Genomic DNA, 23,159 nt, shown 5'->3' with positions numbered 1-23,159 from the left:
GAAAGGAACCCGACGTGGCGATCGCACCGATCGACCCGTATCCGATGCCCCGGCCCGCCGAGCTGCCCGCCAACACCGTGTCCTGGAGCATCGACCCCGACCGGGCGGCGCTGCTGGTGCACGACATGCAGCACTACTTCCTCGCCCCCTTCCAGCACGGCGCCCAGCCGCACGCCGACCTGCTGGCCCACGTCCAGGTGCTGCGCGAGCGCTGCGCCGGCGTCGGCGTGCCCGTCCTCTACACGGCGCAGCCCGGCGACATGACGTCCCAACAGCGCGGCCTGCTCGCGGACTTCTGGGGCCCGGGCATGTCCGCGGCCCCCGAGGAACAGGGCATCCCCGACGCCGTCGCGCCCGCCGCCGAGGACACCGTCCTGACCAAGTGGCGGGCCAGCGCCTTCCACCACACCCCACTGCTGGAACTCCTCCGCGAGCAGGGCCGCGACCAGCTGATCATCTGCGGGGTCTACGCCCACGTCGGCATCCTGCTGACCGCCTGCGACGCCTTCGCGCACGGCGTCCAGCCCTTCGTGGTCGCCGACGCGGTCGCCGACTTCACGCCGGCCTACCACCGCACGGCACTGGAGTACGCGGCCTCCCGCTGCGCCTCGGTCCTGCCGACCACCGCGGTCCTCCAGGCCCTTTCGGCGTCGGCCGCCGCCGCCCTGGGAGCGCGGTCATGACGTCGCTGGAGGAACTGGCCGCGGGCGGGCGGTCGTTCGCGCTGCTGCACCGTCCCGAGAGCGGTGTCGCGGGCCATGTCGACCTGCTGCTGGGCGAGTTCGGCGAGTTCGCGGGCACCGAACAGCTGCCGGTGCCCGACTTCGGGGAGGCGGACACCCACGAGGTGCTCGCCGTGCTGCCGTACCGGGTGATCGGCGAACGCGGCTACGACCACCACGACGACGGTGAGCCGATGCTCGCGATGCCGGTGCGGGAACAGGCGTCACTGCCCGTCGACGACGTGCTCGACACCGTTCTGTCCTGGCCCGTCACCACCGACGAGGGCCGCTTCGACCTCGACGACGCCGAGTACGGGGAACTGGTGCGCCGCGTGCTGGCCGAGGAGATCGGGCACGGCTCCGGCGCCAACTTCGTCCTCAAGCGCACCTTCGTCACCGAGATCCCCGGCTGGTCGGCCCGTACGGCCCTGGCCTTCTGGGGCCGGCTGCTGCGCGGCGAGCCCGGCGCCTACTGGACCTTCGTGATCCACACCGGCGACCGCACCTTCGTCGGGGCGAGCCCGGAGCGCCATGTCAGCCTCGACGACGGCGTCGCCGTGATGACGCCCATCAGCGGCACCTACCGCTATCCGGCTGCCGGGCCTAGCGTCCCGTCCGTGCTGGACTTCCTCGCCGACGGCAAGGAGACCAACGAGCTGTACATGGTGCTCGACGAGGAACTGAAGATGATGAGCCGCGTGTGCGACGACGCGCACGTGACCGGGCCGCATCTGAAGGAGATGGCCCACCTCGCACACACCGAGTACCGCATCGCCGGCCACAGCGGCCGCGACGTGCGCGAGATCCTGCGCGAGACGCTGCTCGCCCCGACGGTGACCGGCAGCCCGGTGCAGAGCGCCTGCCAGGTCATCGCCAAGTTCGAGCCCAGCGGCCGCGGTTACTACGCCGGTGTCGCCGCACTGATCGGCCGGGACGAGCACGGCCGGCGCCGCATGGACTCCGCGATCATGATCAGGACGGCGGACGTCGACCGGGCCGGCCGGGTCCGCATCGCCGTCGGCGCGACGCTCGTGCGCGACTCCGACCCCGCCCAGGAGGCCGCCGAGACGCGGGCGAAGGCGGCGGGTCTGCTGGACGCCCTGGACCGCGTCGCCGAGCGGCGCCGGCCGGCCGGGCTGGACGCCGACCCGCAGGTGCGGGCGGCGCTCGCCGCGCGCAACGCGCCGCTGTCGCAGTTCTGGCTCGCCCCCGCCCCGGCGCGGCCGGCCACCCGCGACAAGGTGCTGATCATCGACGCGGAGGACACGTTCACCGCGATGGGCGCACTGCAACTGCGCAGCCTCGGCTACGACGTGACGATCCGCCGCTACGACGAGCCGTACCGGCTGACCGGCTACGACCTGGTCCTGCTCGGCCCGGGACCCGGCGACCCGTGTGCAGCCGGCCACCCCAAGATCGCGCATCTGCGGGCGGTCACCGGCAGCCTGCTCAACCTGCGCATCCCGTTCGTGTCGGTGTGCCTGAGTCACCAAGTGCTGTGCGCACTGCTGGGGTTGGAGGTGCGCCGGCTGGACTCCCCCAACCAGGGAGTGCGGCGCACGGTCGACCTGTTCGGCGCCGCAGAGCCGGTCTACTTCTACAACACCTTCGCCGCCTACAGCGACGCCGCCCTGCTCGGCAGCCCCCTGGCCCGGGACCTGGTCGAGGTCGCCCGCGACCCGGCCACCGGCGAGGTGCACGGGCTGCGCGGCCCCGGCTTCACCTCCGTGCAGTTCCACCCCGAGTCGGTGATGACGCTGCACGGCGCCTCCATCCTGGACCAGCTGGTCGCCGGCGCTCTGACGCCGGCGCCTCACCGAGCGGAGCTGACGGCGTGACCCCCCTGCTCGAACTGCCCGGCGTGCACGCGGTGCACACCGCCTGGCGCACGCTCCCGGCCGGCCAGCAGCCCGCCTGGCCGGACGCGGCCGCGCTGGACGCCGCGGTCGCCACCCTGTCGGCGAGCCTGCCGTTGGTGATGCCCCGCGAGTGCGACACGCTCAAGAGCCGGCTGGCCGCGGTGGCGCGCGGCGAGGCGTTCCTGGTCCAGGGCGGCGACTGCGCCGAGGCCCTGGACGCCGTCAACGCCACCTCCATCAGCCGCACGGCCGGCACCCTGCAGCAACTGGCCACCGTCTTCGGCTACGCGATGTCGCTGCCCGTGGTGACGGTCGCACGCATGGCGGGACAGTACGCCAAGCCCCGCTCCAAGGACACCGAGACCCGCGACGGCGTGGAACTGCCGGTGTACCGGGGCGACGCGGTCAACGGGCACGCCTTCACACCGGCCGACCGCGCCCCCGACCCGCACCGCCTCGTCCGCGCCTACCACACCTCCGCCGCCACCCTGAATCTCGTACGGGCCTACGGCGCGGGCGAGCACGCGCGGCCCGAGCATGTGCTGTCGGCCCTCAAGCAGTTCACCGTCACCTCCCCGGCCTGCGAGCGGCACGAGGCACTGACCGAGGAGATCGAACGGGTCGGCGGCTTCACCAACACCGGCGACGGCTGGCACACCCCCGGCGAACTGTTCATGTCGCACGAGGGCCTGCTGCTGGACTACGAGTCGGCGCTCGCCCGTGTCGACGCGGCCACCGGACAGGCGTACGCGACCTCCGGGCACCTGCTGTGGATCGGCGAGCGCACCCGTCAACTCAATGGCGCGCACCTGGAGTTCTTTTCCCGGATCGCCAATCCGATCGCCGTCAAGATCGGCCCGAGCACCAGTGTCGACGAGGTACTAGCCCTGATCGAGCGGCTCTCACCCGACGGCGAGCCGGGCCGGCTGACGCTGGTGGCGCGGATGGGCGCCGGCAAGGTGCGCGAGGTGCTGCCCACCCTGGTCGAGAAGGTCACGGCCGAGGGGCTGCCGGTGGCCTGGGTGTGCGACCCCATGCACGGCAACACGATCAGCGCGCCGAGCGGCCACAAGACGCGCCGTTTCGACGACGTCCTGACGGAACTGGCGGGGTTCTTCGAGGTGTTGCGCGTCCTGGGCGCCCACCCGGGCGGCGTGCACCTGGAGCTGACCGGCGACGACGTCACCGAGTGCGTCGGCGGCGGCGCCGGCGTCGACTACGCCGACCTGCCCCGGCGCTACCACTCGCTGTGCGACCCCCGGCTGAACCGCGACCAGTCGCTCGACCTGGCTTTCCGCCTCGCCGAACTCCTCGAGGGCGTGGCCACCCCGGGCGTCGGGGAGGCCTGGCGATGACGGAGGTGTGGCTGCTGCCCGAGCCGGCGGCAGCCGCCTTCGTGGAGCGCATGGGCGGCGAGCAGCTTCTCGGCGAGGACGAACGCGCCCGCATGGCACGGATGTTGATGCCGCGGCGGCGTCGCCAGTTCCTGGCCGGGCGGCTGCTGTGCCGGCACGCGCTGAGCGTGCGCACCGGCCATCCCCCGGACGGCTGGCGGTTCCCGGTGAACGAGTTCGGGCGGCCCGAACCCGAACCCGGCTGGTACGGCGTGCGGTTCAACGTCTCGCACACCGACGGCCTCATCGTGTGCGCCGTGACCGACGGCGCCGCGTGCGGTGTGGACGTGGAGGGCCCGCTGGCGGAGGAGTCGGCCGCGCACGTCGCCCGCTTCTACTCCCCCGCCGAGCGCGCCGAACTGGCCGCCCTGCCGCCGGCCGAACGCGCCGAACGCACCAGGGAGTTGTGGGTGCTGAAGGAGGCGTACCTCAAGGGCCTGGGCATCGGCGGGCGGCGCGACTTCGACGGCTTCGCCTTCACTCCGCGCAGCGCCGCCCGTATCACCGTGCACGACCCGCAGCAGCCGTACGGCGGCGGTCCCGGCTGGTGGTTCGAGCTGCTGCGGACCGCCTCCGGGCACACTCTCGCCCTCGCCGTCGAGGGCGACCGGGCCGGGGCCGTGCACCTGGTGGACCTGACCGATCCGACCAGCCTGAACGAGCAGATCGCCGTATCGGGCGTCTGACGACCACGGGAGACCTCCCATGAACCCCATGAACCCCATCGACCGAGACCTGGATCTGACCGTCGCGCTCTTCCCCGGGCAGGGCGCCTACCGCGCCGGCGCGCTCGCGGCACTGTGGGAGCGCGGCGCGGACGCCGTGCGGGGCACCTTCGAGGTGGTGGACGAGGTCGCCAAGGAGCGCCTCGGCCAGGAGGTGTCCTCGGTACTGTTCCAGCCCTCCCCGCCCAGCCCCGCCACGCTCCTCCAACAGGCGCCCGACACCCTCCAGTTGGGGATCTTCGCCACGTCGGTGGCCACGCACCGCCTGATGACCGGCAGCGGCGCGCGCCCCTCGCTCCACATGGGCCACAGCCTGGGCGAGGTGGCCGCACTGACCTGCGCGGGCGCCTACGACCTGGCCGACGCCACCGCCGTGCTGTGCGAGCGGATCTCCGTCGTACGCGCCCACGACCGCCGTGGCGGCTCGCTGCTCGCCCTGCGCTGCAACCGGTCGCGCGCCGAGCGGCTCGTCGCCCTGATCGACCACGCCGGCCTCGTGCTCGCGGTCGACAACGCCACCGACCAGACCGTCCTGTCCGGCCCCGCCGACGCCATCGGCACCGCCGAGGCGATCGCCCGCCAGCTCGGCATCACCGCCACGCCCCTGCGCTCCCCGCACCCCTTCCACAACCCGCTGCTGGCGGGCGCACGGCGCGAACTGGCCGCCCGTCTCGGCGCGTTCGAGCGTCGCGATCTCGCCGTGCCGGTGTACTCGCCGATCCTCGGCCGCTTCTACCGCGACGGCGACGACCTCGCCGACCTGCTCGCCCTGCACCTGGTCACCCCGGTCGGCTTCCGCGCAGCCCTCACAGCCCTGCACACCGCCGGTGCCGGAACCTTCGTCGAGATCGGCGCCGGACGGGTGCTGACGAGCCTGGCCGAGGCCGCACTGCCGGGCGTGCACACCGTGGCGCCGCTCGCGGGCCGGGACGACGAGGCGGGGCTCGCGGCGGGTGCGGACGCGCTGCGCGATCCGTGGAGCCGGCTCACCGTCGTCCGTCCGGTGACGGCCCCCGCGATCGTGACCGATCCGGACATGGCGGTCCCCGTCACGACCGGACCGGTCACCATCACCCCGTTCACCATCGCCCCGGAAGCCGCCGATCCGGTCGCGGTGACCGTCACGGAGCCCGGCGACGGCCAGGCCGCTGTGGCCCCGGCCCGCGTCGGCGAGGTCGCCACGAGCGTCACGTCCGCGCCGGCCGACCGGGATGAACTCGCCGGTCACGTACGGACGTTGTACGCCGAGGCGATGGAGTACCCCCACGAGGTCTTCACCGACGACGTGCTGCTGGAGGCGGACCTCGGGGTCGACTCCGTGAAGCAGACCGAGCTGCTGAGCCGGCTCGGCGACCGCTTCGGCCTCGGAGCACCCCCGAGCGGCCTGCGCGTGGCGGACTACGACACCTTCGGCAAGGTCGTCGACTTCGTGGCCACCGGCGTCGCGGGCGGCGCCTTCGCCGAGGGGCCGGCCGTCCGATGAGCGCCCGTCCGCCCATATCCCACGGGGAGTTCGCAGGACGTATCGCGCTGGTCACCGGCGGCGCCGGAAGCGTCGGCAGCGTCATCGTGGAGCGACTCGCCGAACAGGGCGCCACCGTCCTGCTCAACTGCTTCCACTCCTACGACGCCGCCAAGGACCTGGCCCGCACGCTCACCGAACGGGACCTGGACGTGCGGGTCGTCAGGGCCTCGGTCGCCAGGCCCGCGCAGGTCGAGAGGATGTTCGCCGAGATCGGCGAGGAGCACGGCCGCCTGGACATCCTTGTCAACAACGCCGCCGCGGGCTCCTTCGTCCCGTTCGAGGAGATCACCGAGGAGCTGCTCGACCGTACCTACGCCACGAACGTCAAGGGCCCGCTGTGGTGCACCCGTTACGCGCGCCCCCTGCTCGCGAAGGCCGCCGGCCAGGGCGGCGCCGTGGTCAACCTCTCCTCCCTGGGCTCGATCACCGCCCCGGCCAACTACCTCCCGGTGGGCGTCTCCAAGGCCGCACTGGAGTCGCTGACCCGCTACCTCGCCGCCGAACTCGCCGAAGACCGCATCCGCGTGAACGCGGCGTCCTGCGGGCTGATCGACAACCCCGTCGGCCAGATGTTCCCGGCCTTCGACGACGTCAGCGCCAACACCGTCGCGGCCACCCCGCTCGCCCGCCTCGGCAGCCCCGAGGACCTCGCCGAGGTCGTCGTCTTCCTCGCCTCGGAGCGCTCGGGCTGGGTCACCGGCCAGACGCTGCTGGCGGACGGCGGCCTGACGCTGCTGCGGTCGGCGATGTCGCCGAGTCGCGGGACGCAGCCGCCGGTGGCGCGGGAGACGCAGGAAGCGCAGGTGCAGAAAACGCCCGAGGAGGCGACCGCACCGACAGCGCAGGCCCCCGACACGGAGACGGTGGACGACGAGGACGACCCCATCGCCATCGTCGGCATGGGCCTCGCCATCCCCGGCGCCTCCTCCTCGGAGGAGTTCTGGCGGCTGCTGCTGGAAGGCGACGAACTCTTCGTCGAGGCGCCCGCCGACCGCTGGGACATCGCCCGCTTCCACGACGAGGACCGCGCCGCGCCCGACAAGACGTACCAGCGCCGTTCGGGCTTCATCACCTCGTTCCGGCCGCACGATCGGCTGGAGGCGGAAGGTGCGGCCACCACCGCTCTCGACCACACCACCCTGTGGCTGCGGCACAGCCTGCACCAGGCGCTGGAGGGCGTGGGGCGCGACTCCGCCGACCGCTTCTCCTTCTGCGTCGGCTACACCCCCGACGGCAGCCAGCACCTGGAGGAGGCCTTCGTCCTGCGCGCCGCGCTGGACACGCTGGCCGAGGACGGCGACGACGCGGTCGAGGGGCCGCTGGGCCAGGCGCTGCGCGGCCGCTTCCACCGCGGCGACGACCCGTCGGCCGGGTATCTGCCGCACCGGGTCGGCGAGGACGCGATGGCCGGCATCCTGCCGCCCGAGACGCGGCTGCACATGGTCGACACCGCGTGCTCCTCCTCCCTCTACGCGATGGACCTCGGGGTGCGCGACCTGCTGTCCGGACAGAGTGATGTCGCCGTCTGCGGAGGTTCGTTCGCGCTGGCGCCGAGCGGTTCGGTGCTGTTCGCCAAGCTCAACGGGCTGTCGGCGGGCGGCGCGGTGCGTGCGCTGGACGCCGGTGCGGACGGCGCGCTGTTCTCCGACGGCGCCGGACTCGTCGTACTGAAGCGGCTGTCGCGGGCCCGTGCGGACGGTGACCGGGTCCTCGGGCTGCTGTCGGCGATCGGGCTGTCGGCCGACGGTCGGGGCAAGGCGATCTACGCTCCGGCGCCCGCCGGTCAGGAACTCGCCGTCGAACGCGCCCTGGACCGCAGCGGATTGGCGGCACAGGACGTGGACTGGATCGTCGCGCACGCCACCGGCACTCCGGCCGGCGACGAGGCCGAGTTCACCGGCCTGCACGCCCGCTACGCCGGGGACCGGCCGACGTACGTCACCTCCAACAAGTCCCTTGTCGGTCACAGTGGTTGGGCCGCCGGAGTGGTCTCCGTCATCCATGCCCTGCTGGCGCTGCGGCACGACACGATTCCCGCGCAGTACCGCTTCGAGCGGCTGCCCGAGGCCATGTCGGCGCTCTCGGGGGCGCTGCGCGTGCCGCAGGAGCCGGTGCCGTGGCCCGCGCACCCGGACCGCGCACGTCGCGTGGCCGTCTCGGGCTTCGGCTTCGGCGGCACCAACGCCCATCTGATCCTCACCGAGGACCATGCCTCCGCGGCACGCTCCGGCAGCCCCATCGCCCTGCCCGCTCCTGTCGAGGACGATCTCGTGGTCGTCGGCTGGTCGTCCCGGCTGCCCGGCGACCTGGATGCCGACGCGGTCACCGCCTGGGCCGGGGGCGAAGGCCCCTCTCCCGAGCCGTCGTTCGGGACCGTCTACCCCGTGCCGCCGTTCCAGGAGCTGCGGATGCCGCCCCCTACGGCCCGCACCACGGACCGTACGCAGTTGATGCTGGTCCGCTGCATGCAGCAACTGGACGACTCCATAAGGGACTTCTGCCTGGACCGGCGGCTGACGGCAGGCGTGGTGGTCGGGCACACCGGCGCCACCCGCAACGCGCTGCTGTACAAGACCCGCGCCTATCTCGACGAGATCGGCCACGCGGTCGCGGGCGCCGAGGAACCCGCCGTCACGGCGAAGTTCCTCCAGCGGCTGGAGGAGCGGGCCACCGGCCTGATCGCGGCGCCCACCGAGGACTCCTTCCCGGGTGAGATGCCGAACGTCATCGCCGCCCGGCTGTGCAACTACTTCGATCTGCGGGGGCTGAGTCTCACGGTCGACGCCGGTGAGGCCTCGCTGCTGGAGGCGTTCGACGTGGCCGGGCTCTATCTCGGCTTCGAGGAGATCGACGTGGCGCTGGTCGCCGGGGTCAACGGCGCCGCGCTGCCCGGCTGGAACGACGCGGACGGCCGCTCCGCAGCCGAGGGCGCGTTCCTGTTCGTGGTGACGCGCCGCTCCGTCGCCGAGGAGGCCGGCCTTCCCGTGCTGGCCGTCATGGAAAGGAGCGCGGCCGCATGAGCGCCGCCCGACAGGACACCACCCTCCTGGGCGCCGAGGGCGCCCGCGAACTGATCGCCTTCCTGACCGGAGCGGGCGGGGCTGCCGATACGGCCGTGCTGGAACGGCCGGTGCGCCGGGGCGGCCCCGTGCACCGCTTGACGTTGCGCCGACCTGCCACGGACAAGCCCGATACGCACAAGGCCGATATGCACAAGCGCGATACGCACAAGGCCGAAACAGCGCCCCCGGTTCGACCCGAGCCCCACGTCCTCGACCGCCACGTGCTGCGGCTGGCCCCGGCTCCCGCCCCGGGCCGCCCGGACGGCCCCGCGCCCGACCTCTTCCCGGCCGGCACCGCCCTGTTGACCAACACCGGAGACCACGTCCGCGGGGTGGAGCCGCTCCCCCTGGACGACTCGCTCGAGGACACCATCGCGCGGGCCGGGCCACGCCACATCCGTGTCGTAGTCGATCTGCACGCCGAGCAGGCAGCCCCTTCCGAAGCTCTGCTCGACCTGCACGACGCCATGTTCCGCACCGCCAAGGCCTGCGTCGAACGCGCACAACGGCCGCAGTCGTTCGCCGTGTTGGTGCTCGGCGGAGTCGACTCCGCACGCATTCCGCACGCATGCGCGGGCCTGTTCACCGGTTTCGCAAAGAGCCTGGCGCTGGAGTGGCCGGACACCGAGGTCGTGGCCGTGGTCCACGAGGCACGCGACCTCGTCACGGCCGAACCGGACGCGGCCCGCGAGACGGTGACCGAGCAGTTCCTGCCGGTCGTCTACCACGCGGGCGGCACGCGGCTGTTGTGGCAGGCCGCCGCCGAACCGGGCGAGCATGTCGAGGCTCGGCCGACTGCCCGTGGTTACACGGTGGTCGCTGCCGGCGGCGCCCGCGGCATCGGCGCCGAGCTGCTGCTGGCCCTCGCCCGCCGGGACCGGCCGCGGCTGCACCTGATCGGTTCGACCGACCCCGAAGGCGACGCGGCCGGTGCGCAGTCGGAGCGCAAGGACTTCATCCGCGCCCGGACCACGGGACCGGAGCGGATGACCGTCCGCGAGGCGAACATGGCCTACGACCGGCTGGGTTCGGCCCGCGAGGTGCGCGCCACGCTCACCGCGCTGCGGGAGCTGTGCGGCGCGGACCGGGTGAGCTACCACCACTGCGATCTGCGCGACGCGGACGACGTGCACGCCACCGTCCGCCGGATCACGGACGCGGAGGGCACCGTCGACCTGCTGCTCAACATCGCCGGCACGAACAGGGCGGCGTCGGTGGAGCAGAAGCGGCTGAAGGACTTCCGCACGGTCCGCGATCTGAAGGTGCGTTCCTACGCCCATCTCAAGGCGGCGTTCGGCAGCCGTCAGCCGCGCCTGTGGTGCAACTTCGGCTCCTTCGTCGGCTTCACGGGCCAGACGGGGGAGACCGACTACGGTGCCGCGAACGACTACTTCAACACCGCCGCACTGCACCACTCCGCCCACGAGACACGGGAGTTCACGCTCGGCTGGACACTGTGGCGCGACGTCGGCCTGGGCGCGACGCCGCTGATGCGGACATTCCTCGCCAAGAGCGCCCAGTTCACCGCCATGCCCACAGCCGAGGGCGTCGATCACTTCCTGCACGAGCTGGACCAGGCCGTCCACGGGCGGCACACGCCCGTGACGGTGTTCTTCGGGGACGCCGAACGCGCCGCCATCGAGGCGGCCGCGCCGGGCTACCTGGACTTCTGCCGCAAGGGGCCAGGGTCGCGGGCGAGTTCGTCCGGTCCCGTCGCGCCCCGGCTGCCCGAGTTCTACGTCGACGACATCGTGGACCACGCCCCCGGCCGGCTGACCGTCGTACGCCGCTTCGGGCTCGACCGCGACGCCTATCTGCGTGAGCACGTCGTCGACGGTCACCCCACGCTGCCCGGCACGTTCGTCCCCGAACTCGCCGCGGAGGCCGCCATGCACCTCGTGCCCGGCCGGGTGCCGGTGGTCGTCGAGGAGGTACGCCTGGAGTCGTTCCTGCGCGTCTACAAGGCCGACCGCGACGAGGTCAAGAAGATCAGGGCCCGGGTGGTGTCCGACGGGGCGCAGGAGTCGGTCGTCGCCGTCGAGGTGACCGGTGACGTCGTCGCGCCGGACGGACGGCTGCTGGTGAAGGACCGCCGTCACTTCACCGCTCGGGTCAGGCTGCGCGACGAGCCGGTTGCAGCGCCGCGCTGGGAGCACTGGGACGACCACGGCGCCGAGCCGCTGGCCGACCCCTACCACGTGCCCAATCCCGCTGTACTGCTCAGCGGCGTCTACGTCTCCACGGCCGGCACCCGCACCCATCCGTCCGGCCGGCGCGCCCACTACGCACCCGACCGGCCCGGCATCGACCGCTGGTTCTCCGGCCTCGTCGTGCCGTCCGTCCTGCTGGACGGTCTGGCCCGGGTGTGCGTCCTGGACCGTGCCGAACTGCCGGGTCACGGCGGCGACTGGACCCCGCTCGCCGTACCGCGCACGATCCGCCGCATCGACTTGTACGGCGGCCACACGGACGCCTCGCTCGCGGCCGCCGGGACCCGTGTGGAGCTGTATTCGCTGCCCGCGCGCCTCGACCTCGAAAGCGACGCGCCCAACCGGGCCGTGGCGGTGACCGCGGCCGGTGACGTGGTGCTCCAGATCAAGGACATGACCGGCGTGGTGCTCGGCCACATCCACCAGACCACCGGCGCCTACCGCGAGCGTCCGCGCGGCGCCGCATCCGCCCGTAGGGCGACGGCGCAGGCCCAGGAGGCGACATCGTGACGCGTAGCACACCGCAGGGCAGCGACATCGCCGTCGACGGCGGCCCCCGCTGCCCGGCCACCGGAGCTCTGGCGGGCGATGCCCCGCCGCCGGAGCCTGACGGTCCGACCGGCCTCCCGCTGGCCTGGCCCGTCGTCGGCTCCACCATCCTGTACGCCGCCGACCCACCGGGCTTCGCCGTGCGCGCCCAGCAGGCCCACGGCAGCGTCGTGAAGCTGCCGATGATCCCGCACAACCCCACCGTGCAGGTGACCGACCCGGCGGCTGTCCGGCAGATCCTCCAGGGCAACGCGGACAACTACTGCCGCGGCGCCTACTACGAGGCCTTCCGGCTGTTCATGGGCCACGGCCTGCTCACCCTCGACGACGCCGACTGGCGCGAGCACCGCAAGGTCGTGAATCCCGCCTTCACGCCGAACGCGATCGCCGCGCGGTCGACCGAAACGGACGCGGCCCTGGCCGACTTGACGGACCGCTGGGCCGAACATGCCCGTACGGGGCGCCCGTTCGACCTGTATACCGAGTCGATGAAGCTCACCTGCAGGGTCATCGGCCACGCCCTGGTGGGCCGCGATCTCTCCCGGGACGGCGGCGAGTTCGCCGGCGCGCTCGGCATCGCGCTCGAAGCCATCTTCAAGGAGGTCGGCTCCCTGGACAAGCTGGCCCCCGCCTTCGTCCCCACCCCCTACCGGCGCCGCGTACGGCGGGCCCGGCGCACCCTGGAGCGGGTCATCGCCCAGGCCGCCTGGGACGCCGACCAGGGCTCGGGCGGCGAGGTCGCCGCGCTCATCCGCGCCTCCGACCTGCCCGAGGACGCCTTCTGGTCCGACCTGGTCACCCTCATGCTCGCCGGTGTGGAGACGACCGCGCTGGCCCTGGCATGGACGCTGTACGAGACCGCCCGCCACCCGGAGGTCCGCGACCGTCTGGAGGAGGAGGCCGACCGGGTGTGCGGTGTGCGCCCGCCCACCGCGAAGGATCTCGACGCGCTGCCGTACACGGGACGTGCCGTCGACGAGGCCCTGCGCATGCACCCGCCGGTGTGGCAGTTCCCCCGGCAGACGATCGCCGACGACGTCCTGGCGGGCCGGCGCATCCCCGCGGGCACACCGGTCCTCATCTCGGTCTACGCCGCCCACCGCAACCCCGAACAGTGGGCGGACCCGGACGCGTTCGACCCGGACCGGTTCACGCCGAAGGCCTCCGCCGAGCGTGACCGTTCCGCGTACGTTCCCTTCGGCGGCGGACGCCGGCAGTGCATCGGCAAGCGGATGGGGCTGGGGCTGCTGCACCAGGCGGTGGCCACGGTGCACGGCCGCTTCCACCTCACCCTGGTCGGCGGCGCACCCCGCAACGGCGCGTTCATCACCCTCTTCCCCAAGCGGGGCATCCGGGTGACGGTGAAGGAGCGCCGACGATGACTGCCGTACAGGACACGTCCGTTCGGGACTGGCCGGCGCTGCGGCCGCACCTGTCCTCCTTCGATCCCGATGCCTTCGTCCGCCCGGTGACGCGGTTCGTCTGGGAGCCGGTCGAGGCGCCGCGCCCGGCTCCGGCCACGGACACGCCGCTGTCCGGGCGGAGTCTGCTGCTGGTGGGCGAGGCGCGGGATCTGATCGACGCGGTCGGCGCGGCCCTGGAGCGTCGCGGCGCCCGCGTGGTGACCCGCACGCCCGGCAGCCGACTGCCTGCCGACGGGTGGGACGGCATCGTCGACCTCAACATGGTCGGCCACGCCTACGAGTTGGGCGACACGACGTGGCGCCAGGCCCTCGCCGGCACCACCGAGGCCGTACGCCGCGCATACGCGCGCTGGGCCGCCGAACACCGCTACGGTCACCACATGTACGTGGCCGTCACCCACCTCGGCGGGCTGGGCGGCCACGGCGACGGCATGGTCCCGCAGCCGCTCGGCGGCATCTGGTCGGGACTGGCCAAGTGCCTGCCGCGCGAACTGCCCGCCGCCGGGATCGTCGTGGTGGACGTCGACCGGGCCGAGCCCGAGGTGATCGCCGAGGCGGTCGCCCACGAGTACGTCCGCCCCGAGGACTTCGAGGTCTGCTACCGCGCAGGCCGGCGCCATGTGCTCGCCGGACGCCCCGCCCCGGCCCCGCCGCCCGGCGGGGCGGCGGCACCCGGTCCGGGCGACACCGTCCTTGTCACGGGCGGCGCCCGAGGCGTCGGCTTCGCGGCGGCCCGTGCCTTCGCGGAGACCTTCGGCTGCCGTGTCGTGGTCACCGGCCGGGGTGAGCGCCCGCGAGCGGAGGGTGAAATCACGCTGGACGACGAGGAGTTCGCCCGCCGGCGCCGAGACCGGCTCGCCACCGCCCGGACACCCGCACGGCTGGCCGAGGTACGCCGCGAGGTGCGTCGGGCCGAGGACGACCGCACCGTGCACCGCAACCTCGCCGGCGCCGCGGCCGACGGGCTGCGCATCGACTACCTGCGCTGCGACTGCACGGACCCCGGCCAGGTCGAGCGTGTCTTCGCCGCGCTGGGTGCGGGCCCGACCCACGTCGTGCACAACGCCGGCATCGACGAGCCGGCCCGCTTCGACCGCAAGTCGGCCGACGACGTCGTCCGCACCGTCGACGTCAAGGTCACCGGCTTCACCAACCTGGTCGCCGCCGTCCTCGCGCGACCCGAACGCCGGGCGCGGCTGCGGCTGTTGAGCAACGTCGGCTCACTGGCCGGCCGCATGGGCGGCATGGTGGGGCAGATCGACTACGCGGCGGGCAACGAGGCGCTGGCACGGCTGGGCTTCTGGGCGCGGGACAACCTCGGCCTGCCCGTGCAGACCCTGTGCTGGCCGACCTGGGAACGCCTGGGCGTCATCGCCAACTACGCGGCCGCCGTACGCTACGTCTCCACTCTCGACCCCGCCGAGGGCGCCCGGCTGTGGGCCGCCGAACTGGCCTCCGGCCACACCGGCGAGGCGGTCTTCCTCGGCCGCATCGGCGCCGTCCTCTCCCCCGGCCAGCTACGCGGCTTCGGCACCCTCACCGGCCACCCCGACCTGCCCCGGCTGCACGCACTGGACCACTACCTCGGCCAGGTCGAGGAGTACGACATCTTCCGCACGCTGCGCACGTCCCTGACCCTGCCCGCGCGCCACCACCCCTGCCTCGCCGAGTTCCACGTCGGCACGGACCTCGCCGTCCCCGTCAGCGTCGTCCTCGAATACGCGGTGGCCGTGGGCGACTGGATCGTCCCCGAGGGCTGGCCCCTGCTGCACCTTCGGGAGCTGCGCGCCCTCCAAGTCCGGCTGGCCGGGCTACGGTTCACCGGCAACACCCTCACCCTGCACCGAGAGGCCCGAGGGCTGTGGCGCGAGGGCGAGTGGTGCGTGGACGTCACCGTCCACGACGCCACGGGACAGGACGTGGCGTCACTGACGTTGGTCTACGGCGAGCAACCGGCAACGGATCTCCCGGACGCCGTCTCCGCCGGCCGCACGGCGGCACGCGCAGGGCAGCGCCCCGAAGGCCAACTCGCCTGGTCGGGCGTGGTCTTCCCCGACGCCCCCGGTTTCCCCGAGTCCGAGGCCACACTCCCCGCCGTCCACCCTGATGACCTCTGGACCGTCCCCTTCCCGCCCGCCCCCACCATCGACCCCGCAGCCGTCGAGGCCCTCGTCCGCACAGCCGACCGCCACTCCCCCAGAACCACCCCAGGCACCCTGACCGCCCGCCGCCTCCTCGCGGCACCCGGCGCCCAGCGCGTCCAACACCTGTGCCGGGACGACGACTCGGGCCGCTGGACAGGCACCCGCGAGGGCGTCACGGTCCTCCTCGTGGAGGGTGTGGCGATCACGGACTGAGCCCGCGGTCACCCGTCCCCCTGGCCCCTCACCTGTCATGCGCCAACAGGCCCGGAGTCTCCTTCCGGGTCTGTTTCGCACTCGCAAACACTCCGCCGCACATGCTCCGCCGACTCTCAGTCGACGCGCCACCCCGTCACCACAGCCCGCAGCATCCGCTCGTACGAGTCGGCGATCGCCAGCCCCGGCGGCTCGTTGCCGGACAGCTCCAGGGACACGAGTCCATGGGCCGTCGCCCAGCACGCCAACGCCACGACCTCGGGCGCGAGTTCGACCGTGAACTGACCGTCGCGCTGCCCTCGGCGCACCGCGTCGACGAGCGGCTGGTACATCTCCAGCATCTCGCGCTGACCCTCCTCGGCGGGCTCGAACTGGGCCAGGCTGTCCGAGAAGAGGATCGCGTAAAGGTGCGGATTCGCGAGTGCGTAGTCACGGTAGGCGATGCCGAGGCGGATCACGTCGTACGCCGGATCGTCCGTGGGGTGGACGGTTCCCAGCCGTACGACGAAGAGCCGTGCGGCCTCCTCGTAGAGGCTCGCGAGGAGTGCGCCCTTGTTGCCGAACAGCGAGTAGACGGCCGTCGTGGAGGTCTTCGCCTCAGCTGCGAGCTGCCTCAGGCTCAGTGCGGCGGCGCCCCGGTCGAAGACCGTGGCGGCCGCGCGGTTGATGAGCCGCAACCGGAGCGCTTCGTCATGTGTTTTGAGCCTGGCCATCCCCCAACAGTATGACAACGGCGTTGTGAAAGGGCCCTCACATCGCGTCAGGCTGATGTCAGATCACGCCGGCCCCACGAGCACAACCCCTTTGAAAGAATTTTTTCGACGCAAAGTCGCAGGTCATGCGGGGTAACCGCGAGTTCGTCGAGTTAGACAGTGTGCAATAGACCTGGAGCGAGCAATCAAAACGCTGTTACGGTTGCCGCGGCGTCGACCTCTGGCCGGCGTGCGGCGCTCGCCAACTACTCCTAGGGAGAACCATGTTCGAGGCGCTGGGGCGATTCCTGTTCCGCAGGCGCAAACCGCTCCTGGTCCTGACACTGCTGTTCGCCGTGCTGTCCGGTCTCTACGGCGTCGGCGTCTTCGGCGACATGAAGCCCGGCGGGTTCGAGAACCCGGGGTCCGACAGTCGCAAGGCGGCGCAGCTGGCTGAGCGGGCCTTCCCGCAGCGGTCGCCCGATGCCGTGATCGTCTACCGGGACACGTCGCGCACGGTCGACGACCCGGCCTTCCAGAAGTCGGTCACCGACACCGTGCAGGCCCTGCCGAAGTCGTCGGTCACCGGATACTCCACCTTCTGGATGACCAAGATGCCGGCGCAGGTGAGTCACGACCGGCACGCCACCTACGTGGCGATCAACCTCCGGGGCGGCGACGACAACGCCAAGGAGAATTCGTACAAGGCCATAGCGGACAAGCTCGACGCGCCGGGGCTGACGACGGAGCGCGGCGGTCCGGTGCCGACCGGGCACCAGGCCAGTGACGAGATCGGCAAGGACCTCGGCGCGGCCGAGGGCCTGTCCTTCCCGGTGCTGTTCATCTTCCTGGTGGTGGTCTTCGGCGGGCTGGCCGCGGCCGGCCTTCCGCTGCTCGTCGGCGGTCTGTCCATCGTCGGCTCGATGGCGGTGCTGCGAGTCATCGCGCAGTTCACGGACGTGTCGGTGTTCGCCATGAGCCTGGTGTCGATCCTGGGTCTGGCGGTGGCCATCGACTACGGCCTGCTGATCGTGAGCCGTTACCGCGAGGAGCTGGAGCGCGGCCACAGCGGCGAGGAGGCGGTGGCGCGCACGGTCGCCACCGCCGGCCGCACGGTCATGGTCTCCGGCATCACGGTCGCGGTCGCGCTGGCCGGCATGACGTTCTTCCCCTTCGGGTTCCTGAAGTCGATGTCCTACGGCGGTGTGGCCGCCGTCGTGCTGTCGGTGTTCTTCTCGATCATCGCGCTGCCGGCGATGCTGGGGCTGCTCGGTTCGAAGGTCAACGCCCTCTCGCTGCGCCGGAACAAGGCGCCGCGACCGGAGGGCCAGGGCGCCTGGTACAAGCTCGCCCAGGGCCTGATGCGCCGCCCGGCGCTGGTGACGCTGGGCACGCTGGCGGTGCTGCTCGCGCTCGCCACGCCGTTCCGCAACGTCGAGTTCGGCATCAGCGACGCGCGTCAGCTGCCCAACAGCGCCGAGGGCCGGCAGGTGCAGAACGCCCTGGACAAGGACTTCGACAGCGACGCCGTCAAGTCCATCGACTCGCTGCTGGTGCTGAAGTCGGACGCCACGTCGCGGGAGCAGGGCGCCGCGCTGCAGGCGTACGCCGAGCGGCTGGGTCACACCGAGGGCGCGACCGGCGCGAAGATCAGCGGCGCGACCGGTACGACGGCCCGCGTCTCGGTCACCTTCGACGGTCCCGAGGTCTCCGGTCCGGCGCGTGACCTGGTCAACCGGCTGAAGGACGTGCCGCCCCCGGCGGGCGCGAAGGCCTACTTCGGCGGTCAGACCGCCGTGTTCGACGACACGCTGGACGCGCTCGGCACAACGCTGCCATGGATGCTGCTGTACATGGCGATCGCCACGTACCTCCTGCTGTTCCTGTCCTTCGGGTCGGTGCTGCTGCCGCTGAAGGCGATCCTGATGAACCTGCTGTCGCTGTCGACGACCTTCGGTGTCCTGGTGTGGATCTTCCAGGAGGGCCACCTGGAGGGGCTGATCGGCTTCGACTCGACGGGCAACATCGAGCCCAACATGCCGATCATGCTGTTCGCGCTGATCTTCGGACTGTCCATGGACTACGAGGTGTTCCTGGTCTCGCGGATCCGCGAGCAGTACGACACGCTCGGCGACAGTACGGCCGCGGTGGCCACCGGACTGCAGAAGATCGGCCGTCTGATCGCGAGTGCCGCGCTGCTGATGTGCGTGCCGCTCGCGGCCATGGCCACCAGCGGTGTGCTGATGATGAAGCTGTTCGGCGTCGGCATGGTGTTCGCGATCCTGGCCGACGTCGCCATCGTGCGCATCCTGCTGGTGCCCGCCGTGCTGAAGCTGATGGGCCGCTCCGCCTGGTGGGCCCCGGGCCCACTGGCCCGCTTCTACGGCAAGTTCGGCATCAAGGAGTCCGACGAGGCTCCGGAGGCGAAGGAGCCGGTCCCCGTGGCCGGTTGATCCCGCCGCGGTCGCCGCGCCGAAGTGCCGTGTGAGGCACGGCACTTCGGCGCCCACAGTTGACACGCTCTTCATTCACACTCCCTTTTGGCCCTTGACGTACCTCAAGGGTGAGTGGGTACTGTCGCCCTTGTTAGACACCGTCTAATGCCCGTCCAACCGAAGCGCTTGGAGGCCCGCATGTCCGCGGGAAAGACCGCACTTGGCGCGATTCTCACTCCGATCAGGGGAAAGCTGCGCTGGGCGATCGCGGCCCAGGCGGTGTCGGCGGCCGTCGGCGTGGTGCCGTTCATCGCAGTCGCCGAACTCGGCCGGGTCCTGCTGGGCGACGGCGAGGACCGCACGTCCCGTGCCTGGACGGTCACCGCGATCGGCGCGGGCGCGCTGCTGATCAGGCTGATCGTGGCGCTGGTGGCGGGCGGGATCTCCCATCTCGCCGACAACGCCCTGCAGTTCCACATCCGCCGCTCGCTCGTGGACCGTCTGGGCCGGGTGCCGCTGGGCTGGTTCTCGTCCCGCAACTCCGGCCAGGTCAAGCAGGCCGTGCAGGACGACGTCGACGCGATGCACCACCTCATCGCCCACTCGATGCTCGACATCACCACCGCGACCGTCGTGCCCGCCACGTCCCTGGCGTATCTGTTCTGGGTCGACTGGCGAATGACGCTGATCGTGATCTCGCCGCTGCTGATCGGCCTGACCCTCTACAGCGCGACGATGGCCGGCCTCGCCAAGAACCTGCCCCACTACGAGCAGGCGATGGGCCGCATCAATTCCAGTGCGGTGGAGTTCGTACAAGGCATCGCCGTCGTCAAGACCTTCGGCCAGAGCCGCCGCGCGCACCGCGAGTTCGCCGAGGCCGCCGACGACTTCTCCGCGTTCTTCCTCACCTGGGTGCGCTCCACCCGCTTCTCCAAGGCGGCCGCCGAGATCGTCCTGTCGCCGATCGCGGTCCTGGTCACCACCCTGGCCGCAGGCGCGCTGTTCGTGACGCGAGGCCGGCTCGACGCGGTCGACCTGCTGCCGTTCGCCCTGCTCGGCATCGGCCTGACGGCCCCGATCCTGTCCTTGTTCTACGCGGGTTACGAAATGCGCATCGCCCGCGGCGCGGCCGAGCGCGTGGCCGGCATCCTCGACACCGACGAACTGCCCGTGCCCGCCGCCCCGCAGAGCCCGGCGGACGACCGGATCGTCTACCGCGGCGTGCGCTTCTCCTACGACGGCGAGCAGGAGGCCGTGGCCGGCGTAGACCTGGAACTGGCGCCCGGCACGGTCACCGCGCTGGTCGGCCCGTCCGGCTCCGGCAAGAGCACGCTGGCCGCGCTGCTGCCCCGCTTCTTCGACGTCACCGGCGGCGCCATCAGCATCGGCGGCGTCGACACCCGCGACATGGCGCTCGAAGACCTCTACGGCCGGGTCGCGTTCGTCTTCCAGGACGTACGGCTGGCGCAGGACACGGTGGCGAACAACATCCGCATGGCCCGGCCGGACGCCTCCCTGGACGAGGTCCGCGCCGCGGCCCGTGCGGCGTGCGTCGACGATGTGATCGAGCAACTGCCGCGCGGCTACGACTCGGTGATCGGGCAGGACGCGCGGCTGTCCGGGGGCCAGGCGCAGCGGGTGTCCATCGCGCGGGCGCTGCTCGCCGACACTCCGGTGATCGTCCTGGACGAGGCCGCCGCGTACGCCGACCCGCACTCCGAGGCCGCCGTGCAGGACGCGCTGTCACAGCTGACCCGGGGCCGGATCGTGCTGATGATCGCCCACCGGCTGTCCACCGTCGTCGGCGCCGACCAGATCGTGGTGCTGGACGAGGGCCGGATCGTCGAACGGGGCCGGCACGCCGACCTGCTCGCGGCAAACGGCCGCTACGCCCGCATGTGGCACGCCCATGAACGCACGCCCCAGTGGCAGCCGCACGGCCCCGCGCCCGTCGAGGCCGGCACGGCAGGAGGAGTCCTCTGATGATCCGTCAACTCATCGAAGTGGTGGGCCCCGAGCACGCCCGGCCGATCCGCCGGATGCGAGTGGCCCTGGTGGTGGGCGCGGTACTGCAGGGCGTCGCCTTCGCCCTGCTGGTGCCGGTGCTGGAGGCACTGTTCGGCAAGCACCCGGACGACGTGTGGCCGTGGCTGTGGGCACTGCTCGGGGTGTCCGCGCTGTACTGCGCGGCGTACTTCTGGAGTCTGCTGATCGGGTTCGAGGCCGGTGCCGCGCTGGCCCGGATCCTGCGGCACCGCATCGGCGACCGGGTGGCCGAGCTGCCGCTGGGCTGGTTCGCGCCGGAGCGCGTGGGTCAGCTGGGCCAGCTCGCGACGAAGAGCGTCATGGACATCATGGGTGTACCGGCGCATCTGCTGCGGCCCCTGGTGACGAGCTTCGTGACCCCGGCGACGGTGGTCGCGCTGATGTACCTCTTCGACTGGCGGCTGGCGCTCGCGGCCACGCTCACCATCCCGGTGATCGCCGGTGTCTACCGGTGGAGCACCGCGCTCACCCGGCAGGCCGACGCCGCCCGTACCGAGGCCCGGACCGTGACCGGCGGCCGGGTCGTGGAGTTCGCCCAACTCCAGCCCGTGCTCCGCGTGTTCGGGCGTGGCGAGGTCCGTGGGGGTGCCCGGCTGGACGACGCGCTGCGCACCCAGACCGAGGCGTCCCGGCGGGTGCTGGTCACCGGGGTGCCGGGTCTGGTCGGCTTCGCGCTGGTGATCCAGGCGGCGTTCACCGCGGTCCTGCTGACCGGCACCTACCTGGCGCTGGACGGCACCCTGGACGCGGCCAAGCTGCTGGCGCTGCTGGTGCTGGCGGTGCGCTTCACCGAGCCGATCTCGGAGACCGCGGTGCTCGGTTCGGCCCTGAACACGGCGCGCGCCGCCCTGGACCAGGTGGCCGACCTGCTGGCGCAGCCCACCCTGCCGGAGCCGGCCGCCCCGCGCGTGCCCGCGGCCAACGACGTGGAGTTCGACCACGTCGGCTTCGGCTACGACGGCAAGCAGGTGCTCTCCGACGTCTCCTTCACAATGGCCGAGGGCACGATGACCGCGCTGGTCGGCCCGTCCGGTTCCGGCAAGACCACGGTGAGCAAGCTGATCCCGCGGTTCTGGGACGTGGACGGCGGCGCGGTGCGCGTCGGCGGAACGGACGTCAAGGACATCGACCCCGAGGTCCTCATGTCCCGAATCTCCGTGGTGTTCCAGGACGTCTACCTCTTCGAGGGCACCGTCCTGGACAACATCCGGGTCGGACGGCCCACGGCCACCGACGCCGAGGTGCGCGAGGCGGCGCGGCTGGCCCGGGTCGAGGAGATCGTGCACCGGCTGCCGGAGGGCTGGGACGCGCGGGTCGGCGAGGGCGGCGCGCTGCTGTCCGGCGGCGAGCGCCAGCGCGTCTCGATCGCCCGGGCGATCCTCAAGGACGCCCCGATCGTGCTGCTCGACGAGGCGACCGCCTCGCTGGACCCGGAGAACGAGCAGGCGGTGCAGGAGGCGTTGAGCGCCCTGACCGCCGGCCGCACCCTGCTGGTCATCGCCCACCGGCTGCAGACGGTCGCAGCCGCCGACCAGATCCTGTTCCTGGACGAGGGCCGCATCGCCGAGCGCGGCACGCACGACGAGCTCCTCGCCACGGACGGCCGGTATGCGTCCTTCTGGGCCCAGCGCAGCCGGGCCCGGGAGTGGGCGCTGGCCGGGCAGCATTCCTGACCATTGTCCAATCGACAGCGGGAATGCGGTCGCCCCGGACCATCCGGGAGACCCCTCAACACTGTTCGAAACATGAACAAGTCACACCGGGAACGGGAAGTGAATCCCGCCAGTCCCCGGCGATATCCGGGCGGGGTGGCGATGTCAGGATTGCCCGCTTCCCGCCTCTGATTACCTGCTGGCATTCTTCCGAAATCCCTGGCGCGACCAGGTGGTTCAACTGTTCAACTCTGCGTTGCAAGATTCCCACTACGCCAGCCATCCACCGGTCTATACTCGCCAAAGCCCGAGGAAAACCGGACTCGAACACCTTGGAGCTGACGGCATACAGACCGGCTTCGATCTTGGAAAGCTGAAATCCATTCACCTTCAACTACCGAGTGAGTAGAGCATTCAAAAGTCCAACGTTGAAGCATGTCGGCGGCTCCAGAAACACATCGCAAGATGGCCGAATTAGAATTCCACCGCGGGGGCGGGTACAGATGT

At 71.8% G+C, this 23,159-nt stretch carries 13 protein-coding genes; 12 read left to right on the top strand and 1 reads right to left on the bottom strand.

The annotated features are described in order from the left end of the window. Window positions 1-14 precede the first annotated feature (14 nt). From ACGFYN_RS30190 to ACGFYN_RS30150, 9 genes are read left to right on the top strand one after another with little or no spacing between them, the layout of a single operon-like run. Window positions 15-683 carry an isochorismatase family protein gene (locus tag ACGFYN_RS30190; protein WP_393869053.1) on the top strand — a complete coding sequence of 223 codons (669 nt, stop codon included), beginning with the start codon at window positions 15-17 and terminating at the stop codon, window positions 681-683. After that, a complete protein-coding gene (locus ACGFYN_RS30185; protein WP_393869052.1) occupies window positions 680-2,560 on the top strand; it encodes an anthranilate synthase family protein in 1,881 nt (626 codons plus the stop codon). Before ACGFYN_RS30190 ends, ACGFYN_RS30185 begins: the two co-directional genes overlap by 4 nt. Further along, complete coding sequence (locus ACGFYN_RS30180) at window positions 2,557-3,936, top strand: 3-deoxy-7-phosphoheptulonate synthase class II (RefSeq protein ID WP_393869051.1); 1,380 nt, start codon at window positions 2,557-2,559, stop codon at window positions 3,934-3,936. Before ACGFYN_RS30185 ends, ACGFYN_RS30180 begins: the two co-directional genes overlap by 4 nt. Then, entirely contained in the window at window positions 3,933-4,661 is a 729-nt protein-coding gene (locus tag ACGFYN_RS30175; protein ID WP_393869050.1) for a 4'-phosphopantetheinyl transferase family protein, read from the top strand. The genes ACGFYN_RS30180 and ACGFYN_RS30175 overlap by 4 nt, the downstream gene beginning before the upstream one ends. Before the next feature lie 28 nt (window positions 4,662-4,689). Then, window positions 4,690-6,183 carry an acyltransferase domain-containing protein gene (locus tag ACGFYN_RS30170; protein WP_393869049.1) on the top strand — a complete coding sequence of 498 codons (1,494 nt, stop codon included), beginning with the start codon at window positions 4,690-4,692 and terminating at the stop codon, window positions 6,181-6,183. Then, complete coding sequence (locus ACGFYN_RS30165) at window positions 6,180-9,245, top strand: SDR family oxidoreductase (protein WP_393869048.1); 3,066 nt, start codon at window positions 6,180-6,182, stop codon at window positions 9,243-9,245. Before ACGFYN_RS30170 ends, ACGFYN_RS30165 begins: the two co-directional genes overlap by 4 nt. Then, entirely contained in the window at window positions 9,242-12,007 is a 2,766-nt protein-coding gene (locus ACGFYN_RS30160; RefSeq protein WP_393869047.1) for an SDR family NAD(P)-dependent oxidoreductase, read from the top strand. Before ACGFYN_RS30165 ends, ACGFYN_RS30160 begins: the two co-directional genes overlap by 4 nt. Beyond that, window positions 12,004-13,428, top strand: a complete 1,425-nt coding sequence (locus ACGFYN_RS30155) for a cytochrome P450 (protein ID WP_393869046.1) — start codon at window positions 12,004-12,006, stop codon at window positions 13,426-13,428. Before ACGFYN_RS30160 ends, ACGFYN_RS30155 begins: the two co-directional genes overlap by 4 nt. Then, window positions 13,425-15,827: an SDR family NAD(P)-dependent oxidoreductase gene (locus ACGFYN_RS30150; RefSeq protein WP_393869045.1), complete on the top strand. Its 2,403-nt coding sequence runs from the start codon at window positions 13,425-13,427 to the stop codon at window positions 15,825-15,827. Before ACGFYN_RS30155 ends, ACGFYN_RS30150 begins: the two co-directional genes overlap by 4 nt. Before the next feature lie 116 nt (window positions 15,828-15,943). On the opposite strand, the gene ACGFYN_RS30145 is transcribed toward ACGFYN_RS30150, so the two are convergent. Continuing rightward, the gene (locus ACGFYN_RS30145) at window positions 15,944-16,540 is read right to left on the bottom strand and encodes a TetR/AcrR family transcriptional regulator (RefSeq protein ID WP_393869044.1); all 597 of its coding nucleotides are present in this window, start codon (window positions 16,538-16,540) and stop codon (window positions 15,944-15,946) included. A gap of 263 nt (window positions 16,541-16,803) precedes the next feature. Between ACGFYN_RS30145 and ACGFYN_RS30140 the strand changes: the two genes are divergently transcribed. The 3 genes from ACGFYN_RS30140 (at window position 16,804) to ACGFYN_RS30130 (ending at window position 22,673) form a co-directional block, all read left to right on the top strand. Beyond that, window positions 16,804-18,972, top strand: a complete 2,169-nt coding sequence (locus ACGFYN_RS30140; RefSeq protein WP_393869043.1) for an MMPL family transporter — start codon at window positions 16,804-16,806, stop codon at window positions 18,970-18,972. A gap of 180 nt (window positions 18,973-19,152) precedes the next feature. Continuing rightward, on the top strand, window positions 19,153-20,937 hold the full coding sequence (locus ACGFYN_RS30135) for an ABC transporter ATP-binding protein (protein WP_393869042.1): 1,785 nt from the start codon (window positions 19,153-19,155) through the stop codon (window positions 20,935-20,937). Next, window positions 20,937-22,673, top strand: coding sequence for an ABC transporter ATP-binding protein (locus ACGFYN_RS30130; protein ID WP_393869041.1), 1,737 nt, complete (start codon window positions 20,937-20,939; stop codon window positions 22,671-22,673). The genes ACGFYN_RS30135 and ACGFYN_RS30130 overlap by 1 nt, the downstream gene beginning before the upstream one ends. The last annotated feature ends 486 nt before the right edge of the window (window positions 22,674-23,159 follow it).

The organism is Streptomyces sp. NPDC048419 (assembly GCF_043200415.1).
Taxonomy (GTDB): domain Bacteria; phylum Actinomycetota; class Actinomycetes; order Streptomycetales; family Streptomycetaceae; genus Streptomyces.
Note: the sequence above shows the minus strand (reverse complement) of the source record. Positions and strands in the feature narration are given on the sequence as shown.